Origin of the sequence: Flavobacterium sp. LPB0248, assembly GCF_013388355.1 — a bacterium.
Classification (GTDB): Bacteria; Bacteroidota; Bacteroidia; order Flavobacteriales; family Flavobacteriaceae; genus Flavobacterium.
The window spans coordinates 2,554,597-2,566,974 of record NZ_CP058246.1 but is presented as its reverse complement, the minus strand read 5'-3'; the positions used below and the strand labels follow the sequence as shown (position 1 = coordinate 2,566,974).

The 12,378-nt window shown below is 34.0% G+C and carries 12 protein-coding genes; 10 read left to right on the top strand and 2 right to left on the bottom strand.

Annotation, left to right across the window (positions count from 1 at the left end; genetic code table 11):
* Window positions 1–83: 83 nt before the first annotated feature.
* Window positions 84–431 (top strand): DUF6249 domain-containing protein, encoded by a 348-nt coding sequence (locus LPB248_RS10660; protein ID WP_177211416.1) that lies wholly within the window; start codon window positions 84–86, stop codon window positions 429–431.
* 62 nt (window positions 432–493) lie between these two features.
* Here LPB248_RS10660 and rnhA read toward each other — a convergent pair whose 3' ends face one another.
* Window positions 494–973 (bottom strand): ribonuclease HI, encoded by a 480-nt coding sequence (rnhA, locus tag LPB248_RS10655; RefSeq protein WP_177211415.1) that lies wholly within the window; start codon window positions 971–973, stop codon window positions 494–496.
* A gap of 154 nt (window positions 974–1,127) precedes the next feature.
* Entirely contained in the window at window positions 1,128–1,691 is a 564-nt protein-coding gene (purN, locus tag LPB248_RS10650; RefSeq protein ID WP_177211414.1) for a phosphoribosylglycinamide formyltransferase, read from the bottom strand.
* A 175-nt stretch (window positions 1,692–1,866) separates the two neighbouring features.
* On the opposite strand from purN, the gene LPB248_RS10645 reads away from it, so the two are divergent.
* The 9 genes from LPB248_RS10645 (at window position 1,867) to LPB248_RS10605 (ending at window position 12,375) form a co-directional block, all read left to right on the top strand.
* The gene (locus LPB248_RS10645) at window positions 1,867–2,103 is read left to right on the top strand and encodes an acyl carrier protein (protein WP_007137004.1); all 237 of its coding nucleotides are present in this window, start codon (window positions 1,867–1,869) and stop codon (window positions 2,101–2,103) included.
* 237 nt (window positions 2,104–2,340) lie between these two features.
* The gene (gene fabF / locus LPB248_RS10640; protein ID WP_111368511.1) at window positions 2,341–3,594 is read left to right on the top strand and encodes a beta-ketoacyl-ACP synthase II; all 1,254 of its coding nucleotides are present in this window, start codon (window positions 2,341–2,343) and stop codon (window positions 3,592–3,594) included.
* Window positions 3,595–3,603: 9 nt separating this feature from the next.
* Window positions 3,604–4,344, top strand: coding sequence for a ribonuclease III (rnc, locus tag LPB248_RS10635; RefSeq protein ID WP_177211413.1), 741 nt, complete (start codon window positions 3,604–3,606; stop codon window positions 4,342–4,344).
* A gap of 125 nt (window positions 4,345–4,469) precedes the next feature.
* Window positions 4,470–4,958: an IPExxxVDY family protein gene (locus tag LPB248_RS10630; RefSeq protein ID WP_095930692.1), complete on the top strand. Its 489-nt coding sequence runs from the start codon at window positions 4,470–4,472 to the stop codon at window positions 4,956–4,958.
* A gap of 5 nt (window positions 4,959–4,963) precedes the next feature.
* Window positions 4,964–6,397 (top strand): pyruvate kinase, encoded by a 1,434-nt coding sequence (gene pyk, locus LPB248_RS10625; protein ID WP_177211412.1) that lies wholly within the window; start codon window positions 4,964–4,966, stop codon window positions 6,395–6,397.
* Window positions 6,398–6,996: 599 nt separating this feature from the next.
* Window positions 6,997–8,679 (top strand): arylsulfatase, encoded by a 1,683-nt coding sequence (locus LPB248_RS10620; protein ID WP_177211411.1) that lies wholly within the window; start codon window positions 6,997–6,999, stop codon window positions 8,677–8,679.
* 63 nt (window positions 8,680–8,742) lie between these two features.
* Complete coding sequence (locus LPB248_RS10615) at window positions 8,743–9,759, top strand: HAD family hydrolase (protein WP_177211410.1); 1,017 nt, start codon at window positions 8,743–8,745, stop codon at window positions 9,757–9,759.
* Window positions 9,760–9,836: 77 nt separating this feature from the next.
* On the top strand, window positions 9,837–11,459 hold the full coding sequence (locus tag LPB248_RS10610) for an arylsulfatase (protein ID WP_177211409.1): 1,623 nt from the start codon (window positions 9,837–9,839) through the stop codon (window positions 11,457–11,459).
* Between the two features lie 103 nt (window positions 11,460–11,562).
* On the top strand, window positions 11,563–12,375 hold the full coding sequence (locus LPB248_RS10605; RefSeq protein ID WP_177211408.1) for a hypothetical protein: 813 nt from the start codon (window positions 11,563–11,565) through the stop codon (window positions 12,373–12,375).
* Window positions 12,376–12,378: the final 3 nt, after the last annotated feature.

Here is a 12,378-nt window from a genome sequence, read left to right as displayed (position 1 = left end):
TAAAAATTTTTCCAAAAAATTGTAACCTCAATTTAAAAGGTGTCGTCATATGGAGTATCAATCAATTATAAAAACATAAAATTATGGGACCACAAGTTTTAGTACCGCTAAGTCTTTTTTTGATGATCTTCGGGATCGTTTATTTAATTTTTTCAACAAGAAACAGAGAGCGACTGGCTCTTATAGAAAAAGGAGTAGATGCTAGTATTTTTTTGCAGGGAAGAGGTAAAGGAGTTCCAGCTTGGAAAATATTTGTTGTTAATATAGCTTTCTTATTAATAGGTAGTGGAGTTGGAATTTTTCTAGCGTTGTTAATTACAACTTATACTTCTCTTAATGACAGCGCAGTTTACCCTTCAATTATTTTTATAATGGCAGGAATCGGACTTTTGACTGGATTTAAAACAGCAAAAGATTTAGATAAAGAGTAAGAGTTAAAATTAGTAATTTGATATAACGTATCGAGAATTTAGGTTTTCGATACGTTATTTTTTTATTTCAATTTAGAATCGGTGTTTTCGTAGTAAGAATCAATAGAAAGTTTTGGCTGCATTGATGCCATCACGGCCAATTGATCGCAACGCTCATTTTGCGGATGATTGTTGTGTCCTTTTATCCATTTAAAATCTACTTGATGTTTTCTGTAAACAACTAAAAAGCGTTTCCATAAATCAGCATTTTTTCTTCCTGCAAAACCTTTTTTCTCCCAGCCAAGAACCCATTTTTTTTCGACAGAATCTACGACGTATTTAGAATCAGAAACTACCAAAACTTTCATATTTGGCTTTTTTAGTTTTTCTAGCCCCACAATTACAGCCAGAAGTTCCATTCTATTATTAGTAGTAAGTCGAAAACCTTCATAGAATTCTTTTTTATGAGGAGTTCCAACCAATTCCATTACCACGCCGTAACCACCATTGCCAGGATTTCCTTTTGCCGCGCCATCTGTATATATATGTACTTCGTGATTCATTAATTTATTTTAGACTTCTTAGATTTTTAGATTGTTAGACTTTTAGATTTTTCTTTTTTGGACATCGAAGATCTTTAGATTCTAGACTGCTTAGATTTTTAAAAATGCTTTAGATGAAAATCTAAGTAGTCTTATGTCTAAGAAGTCTAATAATCTAAATTTCTAATAATCTATGAATAATCTCTGGGAAATGTTTTTGTTCCAGTTCGTGAATCTTTTCTGCAACAGTTTCTGGAGTATCTTCATCAGTTAAAGCAACATTTGCCTGAAAGATGATAGCGCCTTCGTCATAATTTTCATTAACGTAATGAATTGAGATTCCAGTTTCTTTTTCCTTATTATTAACTATAGCTCTATGTATGTGCATTCCGTACATTCCCTTCCCGCCATAATTAGGTAAAAGTGCCGGATGTATGTTTATTATTTTGTTTGGATATTGTTCGATGATGTTTTCGGGGAATTTGAGTAAAAAACCAGCCAGAATTATCAAATCTGGGTCGATTTCCTGTACTTTTTGTAATACATTTCTTTCTAAAAGTTCGTTTTTTGAGAAGATTTCGACAGGAATTTGATGATTTTTTGCTCTGTCAATAACTTTTGCCGAAGCATTATTTGTAAAGACCGAAACGACCTTTGCAATTTCGGTGTTCGAAAAATATTTTATAATGTTCTCTGTGTTAGTTCCTGATCCTGAGGCAAAAACGATAATTTTTTTCATAAAGCTGTGTGTTTTAAGACTGCAAAAAACGGAATAAAAATCGAAAATAAATAGCTTTAAAAGACCTTTCTTGAAATTAATTTTATAAATTAGTGTCACATTTATAAACTAAATAGTTGTTTTAAAATAAAGTTTTTTATTTTTGCCAACAAATTAAATTCTAAAATTAAAGATTATGTCAGACATTGCATCAAGAGTAAAAGCGATTATCGTAGACAAATTAGGTGTTGACGAAAACGAAGTTGTAACAGAAGCAAGCTTCACTAATGATTTAGGAGCTGACTCATTAGACACTGTTGAGCTTATTATGGAATTCGAAAAAGAATTTGATATTCAAATTCCAGACGATCAAGCAGAAAACATTGCTACTGTTGGTCAAGCTATTTCTTATATCGAAGAAGCAAAAAAATAATAATACCACACCCGATTTCTAAAAGTCCCAATTTTTGAAATTCCAAATTCCAGGTTGGATTTTGATTTTTGATTTTTGAAATTTTTAAGGATCGGGTGTTATTATTTTTTTAAAATTTAAATTTCGATTGATTTTCAATCAAACAAGATATATTTTATTGTAATTCCCATGGCTCTTAAGTAACAATAAGTTAAGAAAGCGTGGGTTTTATTTGTTTAAAGTACAAAACACATATTTATGGCATTAAGGCGAGTTGTTGTAACAGGATTAGGTGCACTTACTCCTATAGGGAATAATATCCAAGAATATTGGAACGCACTTGTGAATGGGGTTAGCGGAGCGGCTCCTATAACATATTATGATACAGAAAAGCATAAAACGAAATTTGCCTGCGAAGTAAAAAACTTCAATATTGAAGATTACATGGATCGTAAGGAATCTCGTCGATTAGATAAATTTGCACAATATGCAATTGCTGCCAGTGATGAAGCTATTAAAGATGCAGGAATCACAAATGATAACGTAAACAAACAAAGAGTTGGTGTTATCTGGGGAGCTGGAATTGGAGGTTTAGAAACTTTCCAAGATGAAGTGCTGTATTATGCAAAAGGTGATGGAACTCCAAAGTTCAATCCTTTCTTTATCCCTAAAATGATTGCCGATATTGCTCCTGCACATATTTCTATGCGTAATGGGTATATGGGACCAAATTATACTACGGTTTCTGCTTGTGCATCTTCTGCAAACGCATTAATCGATGCTTTCAACTACATTCGTTTAGGAATGTGCGATGTTATTGTTTCTGGTGGTTCTGAAGCTGCTGTTACAATTGCTGGTATGGGAGGATTTAGCTCAATGCACGCTTTGTCAACAAGAAACGAAAGTCCAGAAACAGCTTCAAGACCTTTTGATGCAACCAGAGATGGTTTCGTTTTAGGAGAGGGAGCAGGAGCTTTAGTTCTTGAAGACTACGAACATGCTAAAGCCAGAGGTGCAAAAATCTACTGCGAAATTGGCGGTGGAGGTATGTCATCTGATGCTTACCACTTAACTGCGCCACATCCAGAAGGAATTGGAGTTATTGCAGTAATGGAAAACACATTGAGAGATGCTGGTATGACTCCTGATCAAGTGGATCATATCAATACTCACGGAACTTCTACTCCATTAGGAGACGTTGCTGAATTAAAAGCGATTAGCAAAGTTTTTGGAGATCACGCTAAAAACATCAACATCAACTCTACAAAATCAATGACAGGACACTTATTGGGTGCGGCTGGAGCTATTGAGGCTATTGCTTCAATCTTGGCAATGCAACACGGAATTGTTCCTCCAACGATTAACCATACAGTTGTTGACGAAAATATTGATCCATCTTTAAACCTTACTCTAAACAAACCTCAAAAAAGAGAAGTAAATGTTGCTATGAGTAATACATTTGGATTTGGTGGACACAATGCTTGCGTATTGTTTAAAAAATTAGCTGACTAATTTCTGTATATGAATATTATCAAAAAAATATTTTCTAAATCCCGTTCTCTAGAAGACGGGATTTTTTTTGACACTATTCAGAAAATTCTTGGTTTTCAGCCTTCAAGTATAGATTTTTACAGGCGGGCCTTTACACATCGTTCATCTAATAAATTAGATCAGAATGGGCATCCTATTAATTATGAGCGATTAGAATTTTTGGGAGATGCTATGTTAAGTGCTGTCATTGCTGCACATTTGTTTAATAAAGCTCCAAATGGCGATGAAGGTTATTTAACCAAAATGCGTTCTAAAATTGTGAGCCGTGAACATTTGAATGAATTAGGTAAAGATTTAAATTTAGTGCAATTTGTAGAAAGCAAGGTGCCAATTCAGCATTTTGGAGAAAACATTCATGGTAATATTTTTGAATCTCTTATCGGAGCTATTTATTTAGATAAAGGCTATTCTTTTTGCGAAAAATTTATTCAAAAAAGAGTAGTGACACCTTATGTCGATATTGCTCGACTAGAAGGAAAAGTTATAAGTTATAAAAGTCTTGTTATCGAATGGTGCCAGAAAGAAAAAAGAGTTTTTCATTATGACATTTTTGAAGATAATGGCATAGATGGCCAGCGATTATTTGGTGTTAAATTAAGTATTGACGACAAAGTTGTGGCGAGAGCGAGAGCAACTTCAAAAAAGAAAGCCGAAGAGAAAGCTTCTCAGAGAGCCTATTTTGCGTTTCAAGAAAAAATTGACAAGAAATAGCTGCAAAAATGTTGTAACTATCACAATGCTATAACGTTTTCGTTTATAATTTAACAAAACAAGCATGTCATAACTGTTGAAGCTCCGTTTAGAAATAGTATATTTACAACTTGATTTTTCAAGACATGGCTATTCATAAATTGGATTTAGACGAATTTGACGAAATTGATTATTATTTAATGGCAATTCATACTTCATTAGAAGATTATAGATTGGCCTATTTTATCAATAAAATCCTTCCGATCAACTTAAGTAAGAGCAAAAACGAGATCCATGCTCAAACTAAGGAAGGTGAAGCAAATTTTTCCAGATTCTATTATTATGATGAAGAAAAAGCTGTTTCCTGGAATTTAATTCAGAATAAAAATGAAATCATTTCTGTGAGTACAAATGATTTCCAGAATTTGTTTTCTAATGAAACAAGTGAGGTTTCTACAACAATTCATTTACTTCCTGAATTCAAAAAAGTCGATTTTTTCCTGAAAATTGATAATAGCGAAGAGGCGCTTAATTTTTCAGAAATTCAACAAAAATTAAACACAATAGAAAGTATTGCGGCTATTTATGCTGTGGATACTGATAAAATAAAATCAAAAAACAATCTAATTTTTTAAAAAAAATGTTAACAAACAAGAAAACCAAAATTGTTGCTACACTTGGCCCCGCTTGTAGTACAAGAGAGATCATTAAAGATATGATCGATGCAGGTGTTAATGTGTTTAGAATCAATTTTTCGCATGCAGATTACGAAGGAGTAAAAGAAAAAATCGACATTATTAGAGGATTAAACGAAGAGTTTGGTTACACAACTGCAATCTTAGGAGATTTGCAAGGACCAAAACTTAGAGTTGGTGTAATGGAAGAAGGAACTGTTGTAAATGATGGTGATGAAATCACTTTTACAACTGCAGAAGATATTATCGGAAATGCAAAAAAAGCATTTATGAAATATCAAAATTTCCCAAATGATGTAAATGTTGGAGAGCGTATTTTGCTTGACGATGGTAAACTTATTTTTGAAATTGTTTCTACAGATAAAAAAACAGAAGTTGTTGCTAAGGTTATTCAAGGTGGAGAATTAAAATCTAAAAAAGGAGTTAATCTTCCTAACACAAAAATTTCTTTACCAGCTTTAACAGAAAAAGATATTGCAGATGCTATTTTTGCAATCGAACAAAAAGTGGACTGGATTGCACTTTCATTCGTAAAGACTCCACGCGATTTACAAGATTTGCAAGAGTTAATTGCAAAACATTCAGATGTAAAAATTCCAATCATTGCTAAAATTGAAATGCCAGAAGCTCTTGAGAACATGGATAAAATTGTAGCATATTGCGATGGTTTAATGGTTGCTCGTGGAGATCTTGGTGTTGAGCTTCCTGCTCACGAAGTTCCATTGGTACAAAAAGATTTAATTAGAAGAGCTAAAACCGCTAGAATTCCTGTTATCGTTGCTACACAAATGATGGAAACAATGATTACAAGTTTGACTCCAACAAGAGCAGAGGTAAACGACGTTGCTAACTCAGTAATGGACGGAGCAGATGCTGTAATGTTATCTGGAGAAACTGCTACAGGAAACTATCCAGTACAAGTTATTCAAAGAATGGCACAAATTTGCGAAGCTGTAGAAAACTCTCCGCTTATTCAAGTTCCTCAAAATACACCACAAATTAAAACTAAACGTTTCGTTACTAAAACAGTTTGCCACCAAGCAGCTTTATTAGCAAATGAAATCGAAGCAAAAGCAATTTGTACTTTGACAAATAGCGGTTATACAGCGTTCCAAATTTCGGCTTGGAGACCATCAACAGCTCATATTTTAGTATTTACTTCAAACAGAAGAATCTTAACACAATTGAATTTATTATGGGGAGTTAAATCTTTCTACTATGATAATGAAGAAAGTACAGACGATACTGTGACAGATGTAAATCAAATTGCAATCGAGAAAGGTTATGCACAAAAAGGAGATTATTTAATCAACCTTGCTGCAATGCCAATTAAAGATAAAGGAATGGTTAACACGATGAGAGTTTCAGAAATCGAATAACAAGTCCTTCAAAATAATTTGAAAGCCGCTTAATTTTTTTAAGCGGCTTTTTGTTTTTAAAAGCTTTTTCAAGAATCTAATTACTTCTTAGGAATAGACATTTTATTTTTTTCGAATACTTTTCCAGATTATTTCCTGACAATTTTCTAAAATTTTGAACGAAAAAGTAGATTTTTTTGTTTCATTTTACTAAAATTTTAGAAAATATCTATACAAAAAATGACCTAAAGCGATTATTTACTGCTTTTATGTTCAAAAATATAACTACCTAATTATCTGACGCTTTGATGCGTTTCATTTTACAAAATGAAACATTTTGGTGCAAATTCTCCATTTTTCTTGTTTCATATTATAATATGAAACAAGTTCATGCCTTATAAATTCAATAGTTCGCTCTTTTACTAGTTAAATTTGAGATACTTAATAAAAAGTTAAAAATATTCTGTTTCAGATTTTAAAACAAAATGAATTTGAAACATGTAGAAAAAAATACAATCTGTCTTTTTAATAGATTTCATAAAAAATAAGAATTATCTTATTTTTATTTATAATTTTGCACCACATATAGACATAGAATTATTAACGAATTTTTTATTATCATGAAACAAATCAAATTTAAGTGCCGATTTGCAGATACTTTAAAGGTATTGGCATTGCTGTTTTTTTCGGGAGTTTCTGTTACAGCACAGAGCAAAAAACCAAATATTCTGGTGCTTTGGGGCGATGATATTGGAACTACCAATATAAGTGCTTATAGTGATGGACTTATGGGATATACTACTCCCAATATCGATCGCTTAGCCAATGAAGGATTACGTTTTTTACATTATTATGGAGAACAAAGCTGTACTGCTGGTCGTGCGGCATTTTTAACTGGACAGCATGGTCTTAGAACGGGACTTACAAAAGTAGGTTTTCCAGGTGCACCAATGGGAATGAGCCAGTTAGATCCTTCTGTAGGAGGAATCATGAAAAGCTTAGGATATGTAACGGGACAATTTGGTAAAAATCACGTAGGAGACCGAAATGAAAGTCTGCCAACGGTTAATGGTTTTGATGAATTCTTCGGAAATCTGTATCACTTAAATGCAGAAGAAGAGCCAGAATTGCCAGATTATCCAAAAGATCCTGAGTATTTGAAAAAATTTGGACCAAGAGGAGTATTAAAATGTACTGCAACAAATGTTGATGACGCAACTACAGATGCTCGTTTTGGAAGAGTTGGAAAACAAAAAATTGAAGATACTGGAGCACTTACTAAAAAAAGAATGGAAACTATAGATGATGAAACTTCTGCAGCTGCAATTGATTTTATCAAAAGACAAAATGCAGCAGGAAAGCCTTTTTTCTGCTGGTTCAATGCTACTCGTATGCACCTTCGTACACACGTAAGAGCGGAACATAGAGGAAGATATACACATGGAGACAGCGAGTATATTGATGGTATGATTGAACATGATGAAACAATTGGAAGCATCTTAAAGGCATTAGACGAGTTAGGAATTGCAGATAATACTATTGTAGTGTATTCTACAGATAATGGGCCTCACATGAATACTTGGCCTGATGGTGCTATGACTCCTTTCCGTTCAGAAAAAAACACTAACTGGGACGGGGCTTTCCGTGTACCATGTATTGTACGCTGGCCAGGACATATCAAGCCAGGAACTGTAACTACTGAATTGATGAGCCATAATGACTGGATTCCAACTTTCGCTTCAATTGCAGGAGAACCAGATATCGTAAATAAACTTCTAAAAGGTTACTCTGCAAATGGAAAAACCTATAAAGTGCATTTAGATGGTTTTGATCAGAGTAAATTTTTAGAAGGCAAAACACCAAAAAGCGCCAGAGATAAATTCTTTTATACTGATGATGATGGTCTTTTGGTAGGTTTAAGAGAAGGAGATTATAAATATGTTTTTGCAGAACAACGTCTAGGAGGTACAATGGGGGTTTGGGCAGAACCATTTACCAAATTGCGTCTGCAAAAAATATTCAATCTATATCAAGATCCTTTTGAAAGAGCCGATATTACTTCAAATACTTTCTGGGATTGGCAGATGAATCATGTGCAGTTAATGTATGGCGCAATACAAGATGTGGTTGTGTTTGCAGAAACATTTAAAGAATATCCTCCAAGATCAATTCCACCAAGTTTCTCTGCTTATACTATTATGGAAGAAGCTATGAAAGATATCAAAGCTCAAAAATATGTAGAGAAAAATGTTTTACCTAAGTTAAAAGAAGAAGAAGAGACAGCTTCAAAAAAGAAAAAATAAATAATCTAAAAAGAGATTCAGATTCAAATAAATCTGAATCTCTTTTTCTAACATAAAAACATCATGAAAAAAAGTATATACATATTACCTCTGGTGGTTTTGTTTTTTTTGTCCTGTAAAAAGTCCGACACCTTAACTTCTCCAACAGAAAATAAACAAACAGAAACTACTGCAACAAGTGGTGATCCACTGCCAAGCTGGAATGATGGAGCTTTAAAAAAAGACATTATAGCTTATGTTGAAAAAGTAACCAAAGAAGGAAGTCCAGATTTTATTCCTATAGAAAGCAGAATTGCGACTTTTGATAACGATGGAACTCTATGGGCTGAAAAACCTTATGTTCAAGAACTTTTTGCTTTTTATAGAGTTAAAAAGATGGTAGAAGCTAAACCTGAATTAGCCAAGAAACAGCCTTTTAAAGCAGTTATTGAAAAAGATAAAACGTTCTTCGAAAAAGGAGGCGATAAAGCGCTTATAGAACTTGTTGCAGCAACTCATACCGGAATGACAGAAGATGAATTTGAAACTTCCGTTAATGACTTTTTTAAAACAGCACAATATCCTGGTAAAAATGTTCCAGTAAAACAAATACGTTATCAGCCTCAATTGGAACTTTTGAATTATTTGCGTGCAAATGGTTTCAAAACTTTCATTGTTACTGGCGGAACGGTTGAAGTTGTGAGAGCAATATCTCAGGATTTTTATGGAATTCCAAAAGATCAGGTTGTGGGAACGTCTTTCAAATACAAATTTGACGATGCTAAAAATGCAGTCTTAAGAGAACCTGCTCTAGATCATTTTAATGATAAAGAAGGAAAACCTGTAGGCATACAGTTGCATATTGGCCAAAGACCAGTTTTTGCCTGCGGAAATGAAGGCGGAGCAGGTGACCTTGCCATGTTGAGATATTCTTCTGGCAGTAAATATCCTTCGTTTCAGTTAATTGTAAATCATAACGACTCAATCAGAGAATATAATTATCAGGAAAAAGATAATTTATCATTAAATATGGCAGCAAAATACAAATATCATGTAATAAGCATGAAAGACGATTGGAAAAAAATATTCCCTGACAAATAATTAGAATTTGTATTAAAATAGATTTTCTACCCTAAAATTTTAGAATTAGAGATTGTATAATTTATTACCAAATACCTATGAAAACAAATTTTAGATCAATCAAATCAGTCAGTCTCCTGAAGACTTTTGGTTTGCTTTTTTGTTTTTTAATAACCAGTTTTGGTTATGCACAAAAAAGCCCAAATATTATTATTTTATTATCGGATGATACCGGATGGGGCGATTTAGGCCCTTATGGTGGAGGTGAGGCTAGAGGTGCCGCAACTCCAAATATCGATAGAATGGCAAACGAAGGAATGCAGTTTTGGTCTTTCTACGGACAGCCAAGTTGTACACCTGGTAGGGCAGCTTTAATAACCGGAAGAATCCCAAACCGTAGCGGTATGACAACCGTTGCTTTTCCGGGTGATGGTGGAGGTTTGCCAAAAGCCGAATGGACATTGGCATCTTTATTAAAACGTAAAAACTACAACACCTTTTTTGCCGGAAAATGGCATCTTGGCGAGGAAGATTATTCTATGCCTATCGCACAAGGTTTTGATGTGATGAAAAATGTAACTCTTTATCACTTAAACGCTTACACATACACAGATCCAGACTGGAATGCAGATATGCCAGAAGATATTAGAGCAACATGGGTAAAAGGAACCAAAGGTGCTTTAGAGGGAGAAGCTGGGAAACCATACAGAGAAGTTAGAAAAATAGACGGAAAAGTGATTCCGTTTCTTGATCAGTATACAGAAGAAGAATCTATAAAATGGCTTAAAGAAAACGGTAAAAAAGATAAACCATTTTTTATGGAAATCTCTTTTGCAAAAAATCACCAGCCAAATTTACCGCATCCTGATTATGCAGGAAAATCTGCAGGTAAAAATAAATATGCCGATTGTATTGTTGAGTTAGATTCACGAATTGGTCGTATTATGGATGAAGTTCGTAACATGGGAATTGCTGAAAACACTTTAATTATTTACACGGTTGATAATGGAACTTGGCAAGACGTTTATCCTGATTGTGGTTACACACCTTTTAGAGGAACAAAAGGAACTGACCGTGAAGGCGGTAGCCGTATTCCAACATTAGCTTGGTGGCCTGGAAAAATTAAACCCAATAGTAAAAACAGCGACATTTTAGGAACACTGGATTTTATGGCAACTTTTGCGGCTTTATCTGGGCAGGAATTGCCAACGGTAGACAGAGAAGGAAAGCCAACAATTTTTGATAGTTATGACATGTCTCCAGTTTTATTCGGCACAGGAAAATCAAAACGAACAATGTGGTTTTATTTTACAGAAGATGAATTATTGCCTGGAGCAATAAGAATTGGAAAGTTCAAAGCAGTCTTTAATTTACGTGGTGATAACGGAATGGCTACTGGAGGTTTGTCAGTAGACTCTAATTTAGGCTGGAAAGGAGCCGCCAGTTATGTGGCAACAGTACCTCAAATTTATGATTTATGGGCAGATCCGCAAGAGCGATACGATTTATTCATGAACAACTTTACAGAGAAAACCTGGTTCTTGCCAACTGTTCAGAACATTATTGGAGAATTTGCAAAAACTTATGAAAAATATCCACCTCACGAAGTACAAAGTAATCTATATCCTGGGCCAATTACTATTGATAATTATTTGAAGCTTAAAGAGGCACAACAGAAATTAAAATCTATATCAACTGCAAAAAGAAGTGGAGGTGGGTGATAAAAATGAAATTTTGGTTTATTTATTAAAAAATGAACAGTTTCTAGTTACTAGAAGCTGTTCATTAATATAATTGTTACTAATCTTTTAAAATGGCAGTTTTATGAATTATATCTTCAATAAATTATTTTTCAGTATAAGTCTTTTTGCACTGTCATTTACGGTTTTTGCACAAGAAGAACCAAAGCCAGGAAATAGCGCACAAGAACTTGCCGATAAAATGGCAAATCCAGTAGCGAGTTTGATTAGCGTTCCGCTGCAAAATAATCTTACTTACGGAATTGGTGCCTACAACGGTTCAAAATATCAAATCAATATACAGCCAGTTGTTCCTTTTAAGTTGAGTGAAAATTTAAATTTAATTACTCGATATATTCTTCCGGTTGTAGATCAGCAAGATGTTACAGGAGAAAACACACATGAGTTTGGTTTGAGCGATGCAACGGTAACTGCGTTTTTTGCTCCAAAAACTAAAGGAATTATCTTGGGTGTCGGTCCTGCTTTTTTGGTGCCAACAGCTACAGAAAAACTATTAGGAACAGAAAAATTTGGAATTGGACCAAGTGTTTTGGTCATGCATCAAGGGAAGGGACTTTCTATAGGTTTTCTAGCGAATCAAATTTGGTCTGTTGCAGGAAATGCAGATAGAGCAGATTTCAATCAGTTTTACACGCAAATATTCTTAACGCATAGTTACAAAAGCGGTGCAAGTTTAGGTATTACTTCAGAAATTACTCAAAACTGGCAAGGAAACACCACTCTTATTACCGTTAGTCCAAATGTTGGTGCAATTACAAAATTAGGAGGTCAGACGATGCAATTTGCCGTTATGCCTTTAATTCCTGTTGTTGGCCATTCAAACATAAGACCAGATTGGGGATTAAGAGCAGTCGTAGCCTTTATATTTCCACAATAATCT

What these genes read in the sequence shown, in the direction of transcription:
- LPB248_RS10660 (WP_177211416.1), top strand. Translation starts at nt 84, where the DNA reads ATGGGACCACAAGTTTTAGTACCGCTAAGTCTTTTTTTGATGATCTTC.
- rnhA (WP_177211415.1), bottom strand. Translation starts at nt 973, where the DNA reads ATGAATCACGAAGTACATATATATACAGATGGCGCGGCAAAAGGAAAT.
- purN (WP_177211414.1), bottom strand. Translation starts at nt 1,691, where the DNA reads ATGAAAAAAATTATCGTTTTTGCCTCAGGATCAGGAACTAACACAGAG.
- LPB248_RS10645 (WP_007137004.1), top strand. Translation starts at nt 1,867, where the DNA reads ATGTCAGACATTGCATCAAGAGTAAAAGCGATTATCGTAGACAAATTA.
- fabF (WP_111368511.1), top strand. Translation starts at nt 2,341, where the DNA reads ATGGCATTAAGGCGAGTTGTTGTAACAGGATTAGGTGCACTTACTCCT.
- rnc (WP_177211413.1), top strand. Translation starts at nt 3,604, where the DNA reads ATGAATATTATCAAAAAAATATTTTCTAAATCCCGTTCTCTAGAAGAC.
- LPB248_RS10630 (WP_095930692.1), top strand. Translation starts at nt 4,470, where the DNA reads ATGGCTATTCATAAATTGGATTTAGACGAATTTGACGAAATTGATTAT.
- pyk (WP_177211412.1), top strand. Translation starts at nt 4,964, where the DNA reads ATGTTAACAAACAAGAAAACCAAAATTGTTGCTACACTTGGCCCCGCT.
- LPB248_RS10620 (WP_177211411.1), top strand. Translation starts at nt 6,997, where the DNA reads ATGAAACAAATCAAATTTAAGTGCCGATTTGCAGATACTTTAAAGGTA.
- LPB248_RS10615 (WP_177211410.1), top strand. Translation starts at nt 8,743, where the DNA reads ATGAAAAAAAGTATATACATATTACCTCTGGTGGTTTTGTTTTTTTTG.
- LPB248_RS10610 (WP_177211409.1), top strand. Translation starts at nt 9,837, where the DNA reads ATGAAAACAAATTTTAGATCAATCAAATCAGTCAGTCTCCTGAAGACT.
- LPB248_RS10605 (WP_177211408.1), top strand. Translation starts at nt 11,563, where the DNA reads ATGAATTATATCTTCAATAAATTATTTTTCAGTATAAGTCTTTTTGCA.